The following is an 18,196-nucleotide window of genomic DNA, read 5'->3' on the forward strand; positions in this document are numbered from 1 at the left end:
TAGGTCCTGCCTTCCGTTGCCGTAGCGCGGGTCGCCGGCCGGATGCACCCGGTCGCAGCGACCGGGTGCACTCGGGCGATCAGCCGCGAATCTTCGCGAGCACGGTATCGACGGCCGCGTCCGCCGGGATGTCCTCGGATTCGCCGGTGAAGCGGTTACGCAGCTCCACCTTGCCGTCCGCCCAGCCCCGGCCGATGACGAGAACCCAAGGCATGCCGAGCAATTCGGCATCCTTGAACTTGACGCCGGGTGAGGCGGTGCGGTCGTCGAACAGGACGTCCACGCCCTGGGCGTCCAGACCGGCGACGACCTCTTCGGCGCCGGTGCGGGCCGCCTCGTCCTTGTTGGCGATGACGACGTGCACATCGAAGGGGGCGACCTCGGCCGGCCAGCGCAGCCCCTTCTCGTCGTGCATCTGCTCCGCGATCACCGCGACCATCCGGGAGACGCCGACCCCGTAGGAACCCTGGACGAGCCGGACCGGTTTGCCGTTCTCACCGAGCACATCCACCTCGAAGGCGTCGGTGTACTTGTAGCCGAGCTGGAAGATGTGCGCGATCTCGATACCGCGCGCCGAGTGCAGCACACCGCGGCCGTCGGGCGAGGGGTCGCCGTCGCGCACCTCGGCGGCCTCGATCGTGCCGTCGGGGGTGAAATCGCGGCCCGCCACGAGTCCCACGACATGTTTGCCGGAGGCATCGGCGCCGGTGATCCACGACGTGCCGGTCACCACGCGCGGGTCGACGAGATAGCGAACACCGTTGTCCAGCAGCGCCTTCGGGCCGATGTATCCCTTCACCAGGAACGGATTGGCGGCGAAGTCCTCGTCGGTGAGCAATTCCACCTCGGCGGGCTCGAGACTCGCGCCCAGCCGCTTGGCGTCGACCTCGCGGTCACCGGGCACGCCGATGCCGACGATCTCGGATTTGCCGTCGGGGTGGCGCAGCTTCACCATGACGTTCTTGAGCGTGTCGGCGGCGGTCACCGGGCGGCCGTACCGTTCGGCGATACCGGCGTCGTTGGCCCAGTCGACCAGGGACGCGATGGTCGGCGTGCCCGGCGTGTCGTGCACGACGGCGGCCGGCTGCCCCTCGATCGGGATCTCCGGCGGCGCGGGCGTCACCACGGCCTCCACATTGGCCGCGTATCCCGATTCGCGGCAGGTCACGTAGGTGTCCTCGCCGATCGGGCTGCTGGCCAGGAATTCTTCCGAGGCGCTGCCGCCCATCGCGCCGGAGGTGGCGGCGACGATCACGTATTCGATCCCGAGCCGGGCGAACATCCGCTGATATGCCTGGCGGTGTGCGGCATAGCTGGCCTTCAGGCCGTCCTCGTCCAGATCGAAGGAGTACGAGTCCTTCATGACGAATTCGCGTCCGCGCAGAATTCCGGCGCGCGGCCGTTCCTCGTCGCGGTATTTGGTCTGAATCTGGTAGAGCGTGACCGGCAGATCCTTGTAGGAGTTGTATTCACCCTTGACCGTCAGGGCGAACAATTCCTCGTGGGTGGGTCCGAGCAGCATGTCGGCTCCCTTGCGGTCCTGCAGGCGGAAAAGGCTGTCGCCGTATTCGGTCCAGCGGTTGGTGGTTTCGTACGGCTCGCGTGGCAGCAGCGCGGGCAGCGAAATCTCCTGGCCGCCGATCGCGTCCATCTCCTGGCGCACCACGTCCTCGATCTTGCGCAGCACCTTCAAACCCAGCGGCAACCACGAATAGACGCCCGGCGCGATCCGGCGCACATATCCGGCGCGGACCAGAAGTTTGTGGCTGGGCACCTCGGCGTCGGCGGGATCGTCGCGCAGGGTGCGCAGGAACAGGTGCGAGAGACGGGTGATCACGGATGCACAGACTAGCCGCTGCTGCGTGGATGCCTGCAGGGCATTACCGTATCGGCTCGTGCTGGTGATTCTGCCTCCTTCCGAAACCAAGTCCGACGGCGGAAATCTCGGTCCGCTCGATCTGGATTCCCTATGGTTACCGCAGCTCACCGCGATGCGGGACAAGCTGATCACCGAGCTGATCGAATTGTCCGCGAACCCGGAGGCGGCACGGGTGGCATTGGGTCTGGGAAAGGCGACCGGCGCGGGCGCGGAAGGTTTGCAGACCGCGCTCGCCCGCAACGCGACGCTGCGGACCGCCGCGACCGCACCGGCGCTGCGGCGCTACACCGGCGTGCTCTACGACGCGCTCGACGCCGGTTCGCTGACCAAGACGCAGCGCGCTCGCGCCGAGGCGCGGCTGGCGATCGGCTCGGCGCTGTTCGGGATCGTGCACGCGGGGGATGCGATTCCGGGGTATCGGCTGTCGGGCGGTTCGAAACTGCCGGGCCTGCCGACGCTGGCCTCGTTGTGGAAACCGGTGCTGGCCCCGGCATTGCGGGAGGCGACGGCCGGTCAGCTGGTCGTCGACCTCCGTTCGGGGACCTATCAGCAATTGGGGCGGCTGCCCGGCGCGGTGACCGCGACCGTACTGACCGAACGCCCGGACGGCAGCCGCACGGTGGTGAGTCATTTCAACAAGCATCACAAGGGGCTGCTGGCACGGGCCCTGGTGTCGACTCGCGCCGAGCCCGGCGATATCCGCGCACTGGCGCGGATCGCCGAAAAGGCCGGGCTGCGTGTGGAAATCGCGTCGTCGAGCGAACTGCTGGTCCTCACGTGAGTGAATTCTCGGTGACCGCCGACGTAATTCGAGCCGAATAGCGCCTGCCCAGCCACGGGAACAATCGCCGGAAAATACCCCTCCACCAGCGCATTTCATCGTCATCGGGCCGAAACACGGTGGCACGGAACGGGCATTCTGGCTCGCTATCGTAATTTCCGGCGCGGCCGGCCGACCGCTGCCGTTGGGATGCGATTGGGCGAGGAGTTCGGCGTGGGTGACGCCACCGACCGTGAAGAAAAGGCACTGCGTCAGTTGACCGATCGGCTGGTCGGCCATTACGGCAGCAGCCATTCCCCGGAATTGGTAGAGGAAATGGTCGGCCAGGTGCGCCGTCGCTTCGACGGCCACGCCGTCCGCGATTTCGTGCCGATTCTGGTGGAACGCATCGTGCGCCGCGAATTGCAGCACACCCCACCGCAGCCCAAGGCCGACGACCGTTCGCACGAACTCGACTACGCGGATGCGCCGGTTGTTCCGGAGCGGGTGTCGGCGCCCTCGATCGAGGGGGACGCCACCGACGCCGCGCCCACCGAAGTCGCGCCTACCGACACCGCGCCTGCGCCTACCGACACCGCGCCTGCGCCTACCGACACCGCGCCTGCGCCTACCGAAGTCGCGCCTGCGCCCGCCGATGACGCGCCCGCGCCCGCCGACGCGACCTCCGCGCCCGCCGACGCCGCGTCTGCCGATGACATGCCCGCGCCCGTCGATCACGTCCCGAGCGCCGTCGCGGAATCGGCGACCCAAACCGTCGCGGAAGACGCCGGTGCCTCGGAACCCGCACCCGGCGCGGCAGATTCGCCGCGCCCCGGCGACATCGCACACAGCGGCGACCCCGCCGCCGAATCCCGCGCCGAGTCCTCGGTCGCCGACGCGACCGGCTCCCAGCAGCCCGCGCCGGGTACCGATCGCCCCGCATCCGCCGACAGCGGAGACGCAGACGCCGACCTGCCAGACGCCGACGTCATCGAAGGCAGTACAGGCCAACGCGATTCGCTTCCCGCCGCAGCCGCTGAGGCTGCCGTCGCACCCGGCTACTCCCCCGTCGAACCGACGAAACCTGAGATCGTGGCCGCCACACCGTCCGCGAGTGACGCTGCAGCAGAACCGGAACCGGAGCGCGCGGCCGCGACGAGCCCAGCCTCCAGGGGAGCGGCCACAGCGGGCCTGGTAACCGCATTGCGACAGCCACGGGTCCTGGCCGTAGCCGCCGCGGTGGTCGTCGTAGTCGTCGCGCTCGTTGTGGCCTTCGGCTTTCGCGGCGGCGACAGCGGCTCCCCCACCCCGGCTCCCGCGCTGATCACCGCGCACGGCGTGGTCGGGTCGGAGAAGATGGGCTTCTTCACCGATCCCCGCGTGGTGGACGCACTGGCGCACAGAGGAATTCGGCTGGAGGTGGACCCGGCCGGATCGCGGCAGATCGCGACGTCGGTGAAGCTGGACGGTGACGACTTCGCCTTTCCGTCGAGCAGCCTGGCCGCCGAACGAATTCAGCGCGAACGCGGGATCACCGCGAAATACACGCCGTTCTCCTCGCCGATGGTGGTCGCCAGTTTCCGGCCGATCGTGGACCTGCTCGCCCGCGCGGGAATCGCCCGTCCGGGGACTGTGCCCGCCTTCGATATGCGGCGGTATCTCGATCTCACGCAGCAGGGCACCCAGTGGGATCAGCTGGAGGCCAATACCTCCTATCCGGTGCGCAAGAACGTGTTGATCTCGACCACCGATCCGCGGACCTCCAATTCGGCGGCGATGTATCTGGCGGTGGCCGCCTACGTCGCCAACGACGACGCGATCGTGCAGGGTCCGGCCGCCGAGAATTTCGTGCTGTCGAAGGTGTCGCGGCTGTTCACCAAACAGGGGTACACCGAGAATTCCAGCGCGGGTCCGTTCGGCGAATACCTCACTGCGGGAATGGGTCCCACGCCCATGGTGTGGGGCTACGAATCGCAATTCGTGGAGGCCGCCGTCGCCGGCAAGCTGCCCGCCGACGCGGTGATGCTGTACCCGTCTCCGACGGTCCTGTCCCGGCACACGCTGGTCCCGCTGACCACTACCGGCGACCGGGTCGGACAGCTGCTGAGCACCGATCCCGAACTGCAGCGCCTGGCCGCCGAGCACGGCTTCCGCACCGCCGATCCGTCCCAGTTCAGCGCCGTCACCGCCGAACACCACATTCCGGTCGCCCCGGATGTGGTCGACGTCGTCGACACTCCGACCTACGACACCCTGGAACACCTTCTCGACGGGGTCGCGCGCTCCTACAACTGATCGCGCACCGCGCGCCGGGCCGATCGAAAGGCAGGTCGCCGCTTCGCCGGACCGTCGCCCCGCCGTGGTAGTAATGGCCCGTGGCTACCGATGGCGTGGATCCCGACCTGGTCGAACTCGCGACCAAGCTCTTCGAGCTGGCCCGCACGGGCGAAGCCGCGACGCTCGCGGCGTATATCGACGCGGGCGTCCCGGTGAATCTGTGCAACGACAAGGGCGACACCTTGCTGATGCTGGCCGCCTACCACGGGCAGCAGGCGGCCGTGACAGCACTGCTCGAACGCGGCGCGGACCCCGATCGCGCCAACGACCGCGGCCAGACCCCGGCCGCGGGAGCGGTGTTCAAAGGCGAGGACGACATCCTGAAGGCCCTGCTGGCGGCCGGAGCCGATCCGGACGCGGGCACACCGTCGGCTCGGGAATCGGCGACCGTCTTCGGCAGGACCGAATTACTGGAACTGTTCGATCGCCGCTGAGACGCGCGCGCCGCCGCCGAGACGGCTACACCTGCTGCGCTTCCTCCTGCGCGTGCTGGGCTTGGGCGAGTTGTTGCGGCGTGTAGCGCAGAGTCAGCACCAGCAGCCCGATGATCACGGCACCGATAGCGCAGATGAGCAACACGAAGGTGTAACCGCTGGACAGCGCCGCCACCTCGGTGGGCGTCAGATTCGAGGTCCGATCGGTCCGGCCGCCGAGTGAGAGCGTGCGCGAGGCCGCCAGCGGTGTCAGCAGGCCGACCGCGAACGGGGTGCCGAGGGTGAGGATCATCTGGCCGATCGCCGACAGCGGGCCGACCTCGTTCACCGGTACGCCCACCAGCAGGCACAGCGGCCCGACCACGATCACGAAACCGATCGCCATACCGACCACCGCCAGCAGCACCAGCAGCGTCGGCAGATATTCGACGTAGCGATCCAGGGTGGAGCCGAAGAACAGGGCCCCGGCCAGCACCGCCGCCGCACCGGCGAGCAGCCACCGCGGCCGGATCATCAACGCGGCCTTGGACGCCACGCCGGTGCCGATGCCGGCGCCGATCGTGAACGGGATCGAGGCCAGACCGGCGACGAGCGGGCTGTAGCCGACGACGTTCTGCAGGAACTGCGCGACGAAATAGGTCATCGCGCCGAGGACGCCGGAGCCCAGCAGCAGGGCGATGAACGTGATCGAGCGGTCACGATCGCGGAAGAGGGTGAGCGGCAGCAGCGGATTGACGGCGGACCGTTCGGCCAGCACGAACGCCACCAGCAGCAGCAATCCGGCGATCAGCGCGCCGACGACATACAGGCTGGTCCAGCCGAGATCGGGGCCCTCGGTCGCGCCGAACACCACACCGACGCAGCCCAGGGTGCCGAGGAAGGCACCGCGCACGTCCAGGGGCAGTCGATGGTGGGCCGAATCGTGCAGCTGGAACGCCGCGCCCAGGATGATCAACAGTCCGATCGGCACGTTGATCAGGAAGATCAGCCGCCAGTTCCATTCGGCGAGGGCGCCACCGACGACGAGACCGCCGACCGAACCCACGCCCATCATCGACCCGAAGATGGCGATCGCCTGATTGCGCGGCGGTCCGGGCGCGAAGGTACTGACCACCAGCGCCATCGCCACGGGTGCGGCGATCGCGGCGCCGGTGCCCTGCAGGGCCCGCGCGCCGATCAACATGGCCTCGTTCTGCGCCAGCCCACACAGCAGTGAGGCGAGGGTGAAGAACGAAACACCGAGCAGCAGCATCTTTTTGCGACCGAACGAGTCGCCGAGGCGCCCACCGAGCAGCATCAGCCCGCCGTAGGTGAGGCCGTAGGCGGTCACCGTCCACGCACTGCCGGAACTGGTCAGGCCAAGATGGCGTTGCAGGGCCGGCAGCGCCAGGATTACGACCGTGCCGTCCAGCACGACCATCAACTGCAGGCCGGACAGGACCAGGATCGGCAGCCCGAAGGCCCGCTTCGTCACCGGATATTGCATCGTCGCAGCGGGGTTATCGAGCACAGTGACTCACTGTAACGGATATCGGCACCGGCCAGCCCAACGCGTACTTGCGCTTTCCGCGGGTCGCTCGAGCGGGCTGTGCCCCTGTCCCGGGCACGCACCGCGGGCCTAACCGGCCTGCTCGACGGCATCCGGCGCGCCCGCGGTGAAGCCCGCGGTCGGGCCGACGACGATGATCGCCGGCGGCCGGATGCCCTCGGCGCGGACGCGTTCGGCGACCGTGGACAGATCCGCGCGCACGATCCGCTGCGTGCGCAGGCTGCCCTCCTGCACGACGGTGACGGGCGTATCGGCGGCGCGGCCACCGTCGACGAGTGCGGCGGCGAACTTCTCGATGCGTTCCACCCCCATCAGCAGCACGAGGGTGCCGCGCAACCGGGCCAGGGCCGGCCAGTCCACCAGCGAATCCGGGTGATCGGGCGGAATGTGCCCACTCACCACCACGAATTCGTGGGTGACACCGCGGTGGGTCACCGGAATGCCGGCCAGCGCCGGCACCGAGATCGCGGAGGTGACACCGGGAACCACGGTCACCGGGACCCCGGCGTCCACGCACGCCTCGAGTTCCTCGTAGCCGCGGCCGAATACGTACGGGTCGCCGCCCTTGAGCCGGACCACGAATTTGCCGGCCTTGGCGCCCTCGACGAGGGCGGTGTTGATCGCCTCCTGCGCCATCGCCCGGCCGTACGGGATCTTCGCCGCGTCGACGACCTCCACATGCGGTCCGAGTTCGGCCAGCAGTTCCGGCGGCGCCAGCCGGTCGGCGACGACCAGATCGGCGCGGGCCAGCAGCCGGCGGCCACGCACGGTGATCAGATCGGGGTCGCCCGGCCCGCCGCCGACCAGCGCGACACCCGGCGCCACGGGCTCGGAGTCGTCGATGACCACGCCCGATTGCAGGGCTTCCAGCAGCGCGGTCCGCACCGCGGCCGAACGACGGTGCCGTCCACTGGCCAGCACCGCGAGCGTCAGCCCGTCGTAACGGGCGCTGGCCGGAGTCACCGCGGTGCCGAGCCGGGCATTGTCGGCGCGCACGCAGAAGATGCGGCGGCGGGTGGCCTCCTCGACCACGGCAGCATTGGTCTCGGGCTCGTCGGTGCAGGCGATCGCGTACCACGCGCCGTCGAGATCACCGTCGGCGTAGGCCCGCTGGGAGATGCGCAATTGACCGGAGGTGGCCATCGCCTCCACCGCGGGAGTGACCGTCCGGCTGATTACCTCGATATCGGCTCCGCTCGCGATGAGCAGTCCGAGCCGGCGCTGGGCTACCGAGCCGCCGCCCACGACGACGACGCGGCGGCCGGCCAGATCGAGCCCGACGACATAGTTCGGGTCACCGGATTGCTGGTCGTCTGTCGTATTCGGCACAAGGTTTCAGCCTACGGCGTGGCCGGGTGAACTCCGCAATCACCCGTCGCGACGTCGCAGGCCCGGAAGATCAGGGCTTCCAGGTGATCCGGCCGCCCTGGAAATCCTGGGCCTTGCCGCCGTTGTAGTCGTACTCGTCGCTGGTGGGCAGGCCGTAACGGCCGCGGTCGGCGTTGTTGCCGTTCCAGATGCCGAGGATCGAACCCCAGACCGGGTGCGCGCCGGTACTCGCCGACCAGAAGATCACGCCGCCGGGGAATTGGTTGAAGCGGGCCTTGCCGTCCTTGCCGGCCTGGGCCTCGTCGGTGAGCGGGAAGCCGAGGGCGCTGTTCTCCCAGCCCATCGAACCCCATTTGTCGCGGATCAGGCCGCAGATCGCATGGGCGTCGGTACCCACGGACCAGTAGATCGAGCAGCCGCGGTCGAACACCTGGAATTTGCCGCCGTTGGCGTCGGATTCCGGTCCGGTCGGGTTGCCGAAGAAGGCGCCGCCGCCGGCGCGGTCGTATTCCTTCTCGATAGCCCCGCCGACATCGAACGCGCCGACCGGACGGGCGGCGGCGACACCGGCACCCGTGCCGGTGAGCAACGCCAGTGCGGCGGCACCCGCGGCTGCCGCGCGCATCCCGGACCGGCGAGTTGTGCGTCTACTCTGTCTGCGACCTGACGAAGCCAAGAGAAACTCCCTCTACCTGCGAAGTTGGTGCGACGGAAGCTGCCGCTCCCGCCATCCTGCAGGGGTTACACCGGCTCTGCAACGCTCGCCGTATCACAGTCGAGACTCATCTCACAAAATCACACGAGGTGAATTCGGTCGCATCAGAGCCGGCCGTTGATCCGTTCCGGGGTCACCCGCACGACCACTCGCTCGGCGTCGTCGACGGAGGCGGGATTGAATTCGATATAGGGCAGGCCGGTGTATTTCACCGACAGCCGATCGGGCAGAGCCTTCTCCGGATCGGGGACGACGGTGGCGGTGCCGCGGATCTCGGCGTAGACGTACGGATTGTCCGGCGGGTTGATCATGATCGTCACCCGCGGGTCGCGCACCACGTTCTTGTACTGCTGACGCGACACGGTGGTGGAGTACACCAACTCCTCCCCCTCCCGCAGCAGCCAGGTGACGGTCAGATGCGGCTGCCCGTCGCGGCCGATCGTCGCGAGCGTGGCGAAAACCTTTGTGTCGTCGAGGATCTTCTTCAGGTCGTCGGAGAGTTCTACACCCATGCCACGGCACAACCCGCTGCCACGCACACTCATTCCCACCGGCCGTCGTTCCGTCACGGTGTGTTCGGCACGGTTCTATGCTGCGAACATGCGACGAGCGGTGCTGCAGGTTCTGACGGTGCTGGTGACGGTCGCGGTCGCCGCCGCGGTGGCCGCCACCGCGTACGCGGCCGACCCCTACCGCGCGAGCGGCCCGACCGAGGCCCGCTACCTGGAACCCGGCCCGTGGCAGGTCACCGAGCACTACGAATTCGGCTGCTGCGACAGCACCGGCGCCGCCTACGACATCTGGTATCCGACCGATGTGGCCGCACGTGGCCCCCGTCATCCGATCATCACCTGGGGTAACGGCACGGCCGCCCAACCTCGCCAGTACGCCCGTCTGCTGCGGCATCTGGCCTCGTGGGGGTTCGTGGTGATCGCGACCGAGAATCGCAGTACCGGCACGGGGGTCGATATCGCCGGGGCGGCGCGATACCTCGTCGAGCGGGCCGCCGATCCGGCGAGCGTGTTCCACGATCGGCTCGACACCTCGGCGATCGGCGCCGTCGGTCATTCCCAAGGTGCCACCGGGGTGCTCAACGCGATGATCGATTCCGGCGGGCTGATTCGCACCGCCGTGCCGATCGAGTTGCCCGCCCAGTCGTTCTGCTCGAACAGATTGAGCTGCACCGACACTCGCCGCCTCGGCGGCGGTTCGGTGTTCTTCGTCAACGGCTCCGACGACGCGCTGATCTCCCCCTCGCAGAAGCTGTGGGCACTTCCGGGCCTGCAGTCCAACCAGGACTACTACGAGGCCACCCCCGGATCGGTGACGAAGGTGTGGGGCACCTTGGTCGGCCCCAATCACAACGATGTCCAAGGGCAACCGGACTGCGCCCGGGCCTCGTCGCCGTGTACCGACGGCGTATACGGCTATCTCGGCTATCCGACCGCGTGGCTGGTGGCCCGGCTGTGGGGATGCGCCGGGGCGGCGGCCGCCTTCGCCCCCGGCACCGGGGAGTTCTACGCCCCGAATCCGCACTGGGCCAACCAGATCGGCGCCGCGGCCGGCTGACCTCACTCCCCGGGCGCGTCCTGGATCCAGTGGAAGCCGCGGCTGCGCTGCGGGAAGGCGTCCGGGTCCTGACGCCGGAAGGTCACCGTCACCGGATGTCCGTCCAGTTCTCCGGTGAAACGCAGCCGGTCCGGGCCCTGCTGGTCGTACGCGAAGCCGCCGGCGGTCACGGAGTGCCCCGCGGTAGCGGGCACGGCATGCAGGTCCAGGCGATGTGCGCCGGTGTCGACCCGCACCTGCATGGGCACCAGCGTCCCGTCCATCCGCTGATACTGCATGACGCCGGCGAGGTCGAATACCGCGCGCTGCCACCGGTCCGGGTCCGTGAGCAGCGGCGGAACCGGCTGCCCGTCGCGACTGAATTCGTCGACCTGCCAGATGCCGTACAGCGGCGGTTTCGTCCGGCCCGGACCCTCGTCCCACAACTGCAGGCTCACGTGGGTCAGGGCCACCGCCACCCAGACCCCGACGCCGACCTGCACCAGCGCCGCGATCCATCGTGCCCGGCGGGTGCGGAACGGGTACGGCGCCGTCGAGCTCGCGACCGGGCGATCGAGTACCAGCACATCCAGTAGCCGCCGCGCCTGCGGCGCGAGCAACACCATCGACATCAGCATCAGATGTCCGGACAGGATCTTGACCGGCACGTCGAAGGTCATGTTGAGCACGAAGACCTGCGCCATGCTCACCAGCGTCAGCATCGCGCCCACCGTCGCCGTGCGCGGAACGAACAGCAATATCCCGGCCAGCAATTCCGCGGAACCGAGCAGGATCTCGTAGGCCGGGCTCATCCCGACCTGATTCCACAGCACCCCCATCGGAGTCAGATTGCCGTACGGCTCGAGCAACGTCGACAGCATCGGTTCGGGCATCTGGGTGGGGATGACCTTGGCGAACCCGTAGTTGAGCATCTGACCGGCCACACACAACCGGAGGAACAGCAGGAACCAGCCGGCCAGGCGCCGGTAATCGGTGCGACGGCGGTCCAGCAACGTCCAGATCAGCGTGCCCGCGAGGGCGACGACCAGGATGCAGAACACCAGCACCCACAGAATCGTCTGATCACCGCTGCCGTTGGGACTCAGCACCGGATGCACTCCGAAGACCGTGCGCCCCACCCACTCCAGCACCGGGCGCAGCAAGCGTGGTTGCCACAGCACCGCGTCGGCGTCGAGCCAGCGGCCGAACCAGCCGGTGAAGGCGAAGACGATCTGCGGATAGATCAGGCAGAACAACCCGAAGTACAGGAACGTGAACCGAAAGGCCAGCCGGGTGAGCGGTTTCCAGCTCGCCGCCGTCTCGGATTCGTGCTCCAGCTGCGGCGGTTCGGCCTGCGCCACCATGACACTCACTACCCACTCCTCTCCCCGGATGCTCCGGCGCACAGGCAGTGCCGCCGGCGCCGAAGCGACCGGGGTGCGCGGATCGGTGTCCGACGTTACGAGGGCCTGCGGCGAAAGTCCTCAGGGCCGGACCCCGATTCGGCGGTACTCCGCGCGGCGTACGTGGCAGCACTGAGGTCAGGGTTGGTGGTCCCCGCACCGTTCGCGCGCACTGCGGGCAAACCGGGTCCCGGTCAGCGGAACGGCGAAAAATTCGCCGCCGATTTCGCGCCACCGCGCATTAGAACGCGTTACATTTCATCCACACGCCTCCCGCACCGGGCCGGATATTGCCGTGCCGGTGCGTAAAGAGTTGGCGCACAGACATTTTCATCCCGTCAGGAGGTCCGCAATGTCGGGCGAATCCGATACCGACCCCGGGCAGCGGCGGCAGCTGACCACCAGCGCTCGCGATCTCGACGACCTCGCCGAGCGACTCACCCGGTGGCTGGCCGGCAAGCTCACCGGCACCACCGCGCCGGTGGTCACGGGGCTGTCGCGGCCGCAGGCGGGCGGCATGTCCAGCTCCTCGGTGATGTTCGAGGCTAGCTGGGAGCGCGACGGCCGCACGGAGACCGGCTCCTACGTCGCACGGATGCCACCCGAGGAGGGCTCGTTCCCGGTCTTCGAGACCTACGACCTCGACACCCAGTACGCGGTGATGGCCGGCGTCGGCGCGCACAGCGATGTGCCGGTGCCGCGACTGTGCTGGTTCGAGCCGGACGAATCCGTGCTCGGCACACCGTTTTTCGTGATGGAGCGGATCAACGGGCGGATTCCGGAGGACAATCCGCCGTACGTGTTCGTCGGCTGGGTCTTCGACGCCACGCCACAGCAGCGGATGCGGATCACCCACGCCACGGTCGACATCATCGCGAGGGTCCACGCCATCGCCGACCCGGCCGCGACATTCCCCGCCCTGGCCGGCGCGGGCTCGTCGCTGCGCCGGCATTTCGACGCCCAGCGCCACTGGTACCGGTGGGCGCTCGCCGACGACGGCTATCGAATCCCGTTGCTGGAGCGCGGTTTCGACTGGCTCGAACAGCACTGGCCCGCCGATCCGGGGCCCGACGTACTGAACTGGGGCGACGCCCGGCCGGGCAACATCATCTTCAACGAATTCGACCCGGTCGCGGTCCTGGACTGGGAGATGGCCACGCTCGGCCCGCGGGAACTCGACGTGGCGTGGCTGATCTTCATCCATCGCTTCTTCCAGGACATCGCCACCCGCTTCGACCAGCCCGGACTGCCCGACTATCTGCGCCGCGACGACGTGGTCGCGCGCTACGAGGAGCTCACCGGCCACCGTCTGCGGGATCTGGAGTGGTACCTGGTCTACGCCGCGCTGCGGCACGGCATCGTGATGGCGCGCATCAAACGGCGGATGATCCACTTCGGCGAGGACACCGACACCGACGACCGGGACGATTACGTGATGCACCGAGCGGCCCTCGAGGCCCTGCTCGACGGCACCTACCAGTGGGATCGAGGAGACCGATGACAGGCATCGACGGACATCCGGCTCAGCAGGCGCCGGTTCCGCTGGACGAATATCCGGTGCACCAGACACCGCTGTCGCTGGCCCGCGCGGCCACCACCGACCGTAACTTCTACGACCGCAGCTACTTCAACGCTCACGACCGCAGCGGCGGCACGATGCTGGTCACCGGCTTCGGCGTCTATCCGAATCTCGGCGTGATCGACGCCTACGCCGCGGTGCGCCGTGGCGATGTCCTGCGGACGGTCCGGTTCTCGGACGCGCTGCCGCCGCGGGACCTGAACATGAGCGTCGGCGGCTATCGCATCGAGGTGATCGAACCGCTGCGGCGCGTCCGGGTGATCTGCGAGCACGAGGACCTGTCCTTCGACCTCACCTGGGACGGTTCGTTCCCCGCCGTCCAGGAGCAGCCGCATCTCATCCACACCGGCAGCCGGCCGATCATCGACGCCTCCCGGTTCGCCCAGGTCGGCTCCTGGTCGGGGACCTTGCAGGTCGACGGCGACGACATCGCCGCGGACCCCGACGTCTGGATGGGGACCCGCGACCGGTCCTGGGGTATCCGGCCGGTCGGTGAGACCGAACCACCCGGGCGCGATGCGAGCGAACCGGCGGCCGGATTCTGGTGGCTGTATGTTCCGCTGCGCTTCGACGACTTCGCGATCGTGGTGATCGTGCAGGAGAATCCGGACGGCTTCCGCACCCTCAACGATGCCGTGCGGGTGTGGCCGGACGGGCGGGTCGAACAGCTCGGCTGGCCCCGCGTGCATATCGAATACCGTTCCGGCACACGCATTCCGGTGTCCGCGCGGCTCGATATGACCGCCGGCGACGGCTCGCCGCTCACCGTGGAGGTCCGCGCCCACACCTGCATTCCGCTGCATATCGGCTGCGGCTACGGCGGCGATCCGGATTGGCTGCACGGCCAGTGGAAGGGCCGCGACTGGTCGTCGAGCAGCAGCTACGACCTGACGGATCCGGCGGTGGCCGGGCGCATTCCGTGGGGTGTGATCGACCACGTCGGACAGGCACGGTGCGGCGACGCCGAGGGCTGGGGACTGTTCGAACACGGCAGCCTCGGCCGTCACGACCCCACCGGCTTCGCCGATTGGACCTCGGTCGCGCCGTAACTCGCGTCCGCTCCGCGTACCGCAATGTCGGGGCAGCTCCGCGTGGCGTATCCGATGTGAGCTGGATCTCAGGTACCCTCCGACGGATCGACGCCGGGCCGTCGGCCCGGGACGGCACAGCGAGAGGCAGGCACGATGAGCGGATTCCGTGTTTCGCGTGGTTCCTCCCAGGATTTCCCGGGCCCGGCGCTGTCTTCCGGGCGGGCGTGGCGCGCACGTACGCGTGCCGGGTTGGTCCTGGCCGCCGGTGCGCTGATGGGCGCGCTGCTTCCGGTCGTGGGAGCGGCCCCGGCCGGTGCGACGGTGGCGCCCACGATCTCGGTATCGATGTCCGGGTCGGCGCTGAGCCCGGTCAGCGGCGCGCTGGTGGGCTGCGCCCAAAACGCGGTGGCGACGGTACGCAACCCCGACGGCAGCCCCGTCACCCACGGCAACGTCGACTTCTTCAGTCACCTTTCCGGGATCAGCGGCAATATCGTCGGCACCGCGCCGGTGGTCAACGGGGTCGCCAGCATCGGCTGGGTGCCCGACCGGCCGGGCGAGCACGTCGTCAGCGCGGTGTACTACGACGGCCTGCCGGAACTGTCACCGGTCGCCGGATACACCATCGTCACGACGGCGGCCCTCGGCGGTGCCTGCGTGTAACGCACTTCCGGACAACAGCTTTCGCGACCACTCGGCCGAATCCGCACCTTTTGGGATTCGGCCGAGCGTCGTCGGAGCCTGCTCGCGGGGCCGCAACGGCCGGGCCCGTGTTCATACTTGCTCGGCGACAGCGACCGTGATCGTGCCGACGACCGTCTTGGGCACGATCAGCCGCCCGCGCCCTCCCCAGCGGCGCCACGCGAGAAGCGCGGCCGCTTCGGCGACACTGGGCGTGCCGATCGCGACCGCCGCGCGGTGACCCGGATGGGGGACGTCGACCCGGGCCAGTTCGTCCGCACCGAATCCGATCACCGGCACCCCGAATGCGGCGGCGGCCGCGACGGTTCCCGGCTCCTCCGCCCGCCGATCGATCGTCGCCAGGCATCGAATCGTGCTGTTCCCCAGAACTTTCCGCACGGCCGCCACAATGGCTTCCGCTGTGGGATCCGGCCGCGCCCCCAAACCCACGACCACCGCCTCGCTCATCGGGGCCCCCTCGCCCGGCCGCCGCAATGATCGTCGACCCGCCCGGCACGCCGCGACGCCGGATACAGCGGTCCGCCGGCGGCTCGTTCGGCCGGGAACTCGCCCATCGCCGTCACACGCCGGCGTGCGCCGCGTCGAACTGTTCGCATATCGCGACGAAACGAACTGTGGCCGTGGGGTTTCCGGCGGGATGAGTGTGCAGATAGGACGCATGCACCTGGTGGGCCACCGCACCTTCCCGGACCGCGGCGTCGTCGGTGCGCCATCCCCAGGCGGGTGGGTGCGATCCCGTGCTGACCAAGCGGGTGCGGTGGAATTCGTGGCCGCGCACGCGTTCTCCCGTGCGCCACAGCACCGAATCGGCCAATGCCACCGCATCCCGGTAGCCGAGGGTCAGGCGCGGTCCGAATTCGGCGGTGGCGTCAAGGACTCCGGCCATGCGGTGGCCGTCCAGCGAGCGGGTCAGATAGAGCAGGCCCGCGCATTCGGCATGAATCGGCATGCCTCGGGCGGCGGCCTCGGCGACCGCGGTCAGCAGTGGCGTATTCGCGGCCAGATCGGCGGCATGCTCCTCGGGGAAGCCACCGGGCAGGACCAAACCGCCTGTCCCCAAGGGCAATTGCTCGTGCAACGGATCGAAGACCGCGACCCGCGCTCCGGCCGCCACCAGCAGTTCCCGATGTTCGGCGTAGCCGAAGGTGAACGCCGGGCCGCCCGCCATCGCGATGATCGGCGCGGGCTCTCGCACTCCGCCGCCCGAGGCGGACATCGGTATCGGCGTCTCCGGCTCGCCCGACTCTTGCTGCCCCGCCGTCTCCGCCGAGATCCGCGACGTGCCGATCTCAGGCGCCGAGCTGTCAGACCTGCCGGCCGGACGCGCCGTGCTGTCAAAGGGCAGCGTTGATCCGGCGCGGCCGGTGTCCTCGCCCGGCTCCGGGCCGTCGAGGGCGGTCCGGCTCACGCCCGGACCCCGCCACTGTAGGTGCGGGGCCGCCGCGACTTCGCCGATCGGATCCCACGCGGGCCCGTCCACGTCGGCCGCGGCCAGTCGCGCGACCGCGCCCACATCGATGTGCGCGCCGACCAGTTCGGTCATGGCCTCGACCGCCGCATGCGCCGCGGAGCCGTGCTCGACCGCCGGGACGAGCCCGAGATGCCGTGCGGGAACCGATAATTCGTCCATTCGCGGCAGTGCGCCCAGCACCGGAAGGCCGACCCGGGCGCAGGCGCCGCGTAGCACCTGTTCGTGGCGCGGACTGCCGACACGGTTGAGGATCACGCCGCCGAGCCGGATACCGCTGTCGTAGGTCGCGAAACCGTGCAGCAGGGCGGCCAGGCTCTGACTGTGGCCGCGCGCGTCGACGACCAGCAGCACCGGCGCGCCGAGCAGCGCGGCGACCTGCGCGGTCGAGCCCTCGGCGATGGGGGCGGGGTTCTCGGCGTCGATCCGGCCGTCGAACAGGCCCATCACGCCCTCGACCACGGCCAGGTCGCAGCCCGCGCTGCCGTGCCGGTACAGCGGCACCACCCGCTCGGCACCGACGAGAACCGGATCCAGGTTGCGTCCCGGCCGCCCGGCCGCCAGGCCGTGATAGCCCGGATCGATGTAGTCGGGCCCCACCTTGAACGGCGCGACGCGATGTCCGGCGCGGCGCAGCGCTCCGATCAAACCGGTTGCCAGCGTGGTCTTTCCGCTGCCCGAGGCGGGCGCGGCGATCACCACGGCCGGAGTGGTCATCGGCCGGCCGCCGTCACCACTCGATACCTCGCTGGCCCTTGCGCCCGGCGTCCATCGGATGTTTCACCTTGCTCATCTCCGTGACCAGATCCGCCGCGTCGACCAGCGCCTGCGGTGCGTCGCGGCCGGTGATCACCACGTGCTGATTGCCGGGCCGGTTCCGCAGCGTCTCGACCACCTCGTCGACGTCCACCCACCCCCATTTCAGCGGATAGGTGAACTCGTCGAGCACGTAGAAGCGGTGCTGTTCGGCGGCCAGCCGGCGCGCGATCTCCCGCCAGCCGGCCAGGGCCGCCGCGGCATGGTCGTCCTCGCTGCCCTGTTTGCGGGTCCACGACCAGCCCTCGCCCATCTTGTGCCATTCCACCGGACCACCGGTGCCGGTCTCCTCGTGCAGCCGACCCAGGGTGCGGAAGGCGGCCTCCTCGCCGACCTTCCACTTCGCGCTCTTCACGAACTGGAAGACCGCGATATCGAAACCCTGGTTCCAGGCCCGCAGCGCCATCCCGAACGCCGCGGTCGACTTCCCCTTGCCGGGCCCGGTATGCACGGCGAGCACCGGCTGATTACGCCGCTGGCGAGTGGTCAGCCCGTCGTCGGGAATCGTCTCCGGAACGCCCTTCGGCATCGCTGCATCCTCCTGGTCGAGCACCTACGCATCACATTCGCACATCCGCGCACCCGCCCGGCCGCGCGGGTCCGGCCGTGCCACGATCGGAACGGTCGCCGATGGTGGCACGAGCGT

16 protein-coding genes are annotated in these 18,196 nt (G+C 69.1%); 7 read left to right on the forward strand and 9 right to left on the reverse strand.

What is annotated here, in order from left to right; translation table 11 throughout:
- Positions 1–79 precede the first annotated feature (79 nt).
- Positions 80–1,837, reverse strand: coding sequence for a proline--tRNA ligase (locus ACPCUW_RS17915; protein ID WP_063014876.1), 1,758 nt, complete (start codon positions 1,835–1,837; stop codon positions 80–82).
- Between the two features lie 58 nt (positions 1,838–1,895).
- On the opposite strand from ACPCUW_RS17915, the gene yaaA reads away from it, so the two are divergent.
- The 3 genes from yaaA to ACPCUW_RS17930 all read left to right on the forward strand — a co-directional run bounded on the left by yaaA (position 1,896) and on the right by ACPCUW_RS17930 (position 5,410).
- Positions 1,896–2,660: a peroxide stress protein YaaA gene (gene yaaA / locus ACPCUW_RS17920; RefSeq protein ID WP_305778849.1), complete on the forward strand. Its 765-nt coding sequence runs from the start codon at positions 1,896–1,898 to the stop codon at positions 2,658–2,660.
- Between the two features lie 213 nt (positions 2,661–2,873).
- Complete coding sequence (locus tag ACPCUW_RS17925; RefSeq protein WP_423426014.1) at positions 2,874–4,934, forward strand: three-helix bundle dimerization domain-containing protein; 2,061 nt, start codon at positions 2,874–2,876, stop codon at positions 4,932–4,934.
- A gap of 80 nt (positions 4,935–5,014) precedes the next feature.
- A complete protein-coding gene (locus tag ACPCUW_RS17930; protein ID WP_063014881.1) occupies positions 5,015–5,410 on the forward strand; it encodes an ankyrin repeat domain-containing protein in 396 nt (131 codons plus the stop codon).
- A gap of 25 nt (positions 5,411–5,435) precedes the next feature.
- Here ACPCUW_RS17930 and ACPCUW_RS17935 read toward each other — a convergent pair whose 3' ends face one another.
- The 4 genes from ACPCUW_RS17935 to ACPCUW_RS17950 form a co-directional block, all read right to left on the reverse strand.
- A complete protein-coding gene (locus ACPCUW_RS17935; RefSeq protein WP_423426133.1) occupies positions 5,436–6,896 on the reverse strand; it encodes an MFS transporter in 1,461 nt (486 codons plus the stop codon).
- A 132-nt stretch (positions 6,897–7,028) separates the two neighbouring features.
- Positions 7,029–8,288 carry a uroporphyrinogen-III C-methyltransferase gene (cobA, locus tag ACPCUW_RS17940; RefSeq protein WP_063014885.1) on the reverse strand — a complete coding sequence of 420 codons (1,260 nt, stop codon included), beginning with the start codon at positions 8,286–8,288 and terminating at the stop codon, positions 7,029–7,031.
- 70 nt (positions 8,289–8,358) lie between these two features.
- The gene (locus tag ACPCUW_RS17945) at positions 8,359–8,913 is read right to left on the reverse strand and encodes an LGFP repeat-containing protein (protein ID WP_030513149.1); all 555 of its coding nucleotides are present in this window, start codon (positions 8,911–8,913) and stop codon (positions 8,359–8,361) included.
- A 194-nt stretch (positions 8,914–9,107) separates the two neighbouring features.
- Complete coding sequence (locus ACPCUW_RS17950) at positions 9,108–9,515, reverse strand: PPOX class F420-dependent oxidoreductase (RefSeq protein WP_063014887.1); 408 nt, start codon at positions 9,513–9,515, stop codon at positions 9,108–9,110.
- 88 nt (positions 9,516–9,603) lie between these two features.
- Between ACPCUW_RS17950 and ACPCUW_RS17955 the strand changes: the two genes are divergently transcribed.
- The gene (locus ACPCUW_RS17955) at positions 9,604–10,572 is read left to right on the forward strand and encodes a hypothetical protein (RefSeq protein ID WP_423426017.1); all 969 of its coding nucleotides are present in this window, start codon (positions 9,604–9,606) and stop codon (positions 10,570–10,572) included.
- Between the two features lie 2 nt (positions 10,573–10,574).
- Here ACPCUW_RS17955 and ACPCUW_RS17960 read toward each other — a convergent pair whose 3' ends face one another.
- Positions 10,575–11,915 (reverse strand): DoxX family protein, encoded by a 1,341-nt coding sequence (locus tag ACPCUW_RS17960; protein ID WP_423426135.1) that lies wholly within the window; start codon positions 11,913–11,915, stop codon positions 10,575–10,577.
- Positions 11,916–12,306: 391 nt separating this feature from the next.
- Here ACPCUW_RS17960 and ACPCUW_RS17965 point away from each other — a divergent pair, with 391 nt between their 5' ends.
- From ACPCUW_RS17965 to ACPCUW_RS17975, 3 genes are all read left to right on the forward strand, one after another.
- Complete coding sequence (locus tag ACPCUW_RS17965; RefSeq protein ID WP_423426018.1) at positions 12,307–13,455, forward strand: phosphotransferase family protein; 1,149 nt, start codon at positions 12,307–12,309, stop codon at positions 13,453–13,455.
- Positions 13,452–14,582 carry a hypothetical protein gene (locus ACPCUW_RS17970; RefSeq protein WP_423426020.1) on the forward strand — a complete coding sequence of 377 codons (1,131 nt, stop codon included), beginning with the start codon at positions 13,452–13,454 and terminating at the stop codon, positions 14,580–14,582. Before ACPCUW_RS17965 ends, ACPCUW_RS17970 begins: the two co-directional genes overlap by 4 nt.
- 135 nt (positions 14,583–14,717) lie before the next feature.
- Positions 14,718–15,227 (forward strand): hypothetical protein, encoded by a 510-nt coding sequence (locus ACPCUW_RS17975; protein WP_423426022.1) that lies wholly within the window; start codon positions 14,718–14,720, stop codon positions 15,225–15,227.
- Between the two features lie 111 nt (positions 15,228–15,338).
- Here the strand turns inward: ACPCUW_RS17975 and ACPCUW_RS17980 are convergent, their stop codons facing one another.
- From ACPCUW_RS17980 to cobO, 3 genes are all read right to left on the reverse strand, one after another.
- On the reverse strand, positions 15,339–15,713 hold the full coding sequence (locus ACPCUW_RS17980; RefSeq protein ID WP_063910789.1) for a cobalamin biosynthesis protein: 375 nt from the start codon (positions 15,711–15,713) through the stop codon (positions 15,339–15,341).
- A 112-nt stretch (positions 15,714–15,825) separates the two neighbouring features.
- Positions 15,826–17,451 carry a cobyrinate a,c-diamide synthase gene (locus tag ACPCUW_RS17985; RefSeq protein ID WP_423426023.1) on the reverse strand — a complete coding sequence of 542 codons (1,626 nt, stop codon included), beginning with the start codon at positions 17,449–17,451 and terminating at the stop codon, positions 15,826–15,828.
- 13 nt (positions 17,452–17,464) lie between these two features.
- A complete protein-coding gene (gene cobO / locus ACPCUW_RS17990; protein WP_030513141.1) occupies positions 17,465–18,079 on the reverse strand; it encodes a cob(I)yrinic acid a,c-diamide adenosyltransferase in 615 nt (204 codons plus the stop codon).
- Between the last annotated feature and the right edge of the window lie 117 nt (positions 18,080–18,196).

It is taken from the genome of Nocardia sp. AB354 (assembly GCF_049538315.1).
In the GTDB taxonomy this organism is placed as follows: domain Bacteria; phylum Actinomycetota; class Actinomycetes; order Mycobacteriales; family Mycobacteriaceae; genus Nocardia; species Nocardia nova.

Excerpts from the sequence above, each read along its gene's own strand:
- ACPCUW_RS17980 (WP_063910789.1), bottom strand. The coding sequence starts at position 15,713 with ATGAGCGAGGCGGTGGTCGTGGGTTTGGGGGCGCGGCCGGATCCCACA.
- ACPCUW_RS17955 (WP_423426017.1), top strand. The coding sequence starts at position 9,604 with ATGCGACGAGCGGTGCTGCAGGTTCTGACGGTGCTGGTGACGGTCGCG.
- ACPCUW_RS17945 (WP_030513149.1), bottom strand. The coding sequence starts at position 8,913 with ATGCGCGCGGCAGCCGCGGGTGCCGCCGCACTGGCGTTGCTCACCGGC.
- ACPCUW_RS17965 (WP_423426018.1), top strand. The coding sequence starts at position 12,307 with ATGTCGGGCGAATCCGATACCGACCCCGGGCAGCGGCGGCAGCTGACC.
- ACPCUW_RS17985 (WP_423426023.1), bottom strand. The coding sequence starts at position 17,451 with ATGACCACTCCGGCCGTGGTGATCGCCGCGCCCGCCTCGGGCAGCGGA.
- ACPCUW_RS17960 (WP_423426135.1), bottom strand. The coding sequence starts at position 11,915 with ATGGTGGCGCAGGCCGAACCGCCGCAGCTGGAGCACGAATCCGAGACG.
- ACPCUW_RS17935 (WP_423426133.1), bottom strand. The coding sequence starts at position 6,896 with ATGCAATATCCGGTGACGAAGCGGGCCTTCGGGCTGCCGATCCTGGTC.
- ACPCUW_RS17975 (WP_423426022.1), top strand. The coding sequence starts at position 14,718 with ATGAGCGGATTCCGTGTTTCGCGTGGTTCCTCCCAGGATTTCCCGGGC.
- ACPCUW_RS17970 (WP_423426020.1), top strand. The coding sequence starts at position 13,452 with ATGACAGGCATCGACGGACATCCGGCTCAGCAGGCGCCGGTTCCGCTG.
- cobO (WP_030513141.1), bottom strand. The coding sequence starts at position 18,079 with ATGCCGAAGGGCGTTCCGGAGACGATTCCCGACGACGGGCTGACCACT.
- ACPCUW_RS17950 (WP_063014887.1), bottom strand. The coding sequence starts at position 9,515 with ATGGGTGTAGAACTCTCCGACGACCTGAAGAAGATCCTCGACGACACA.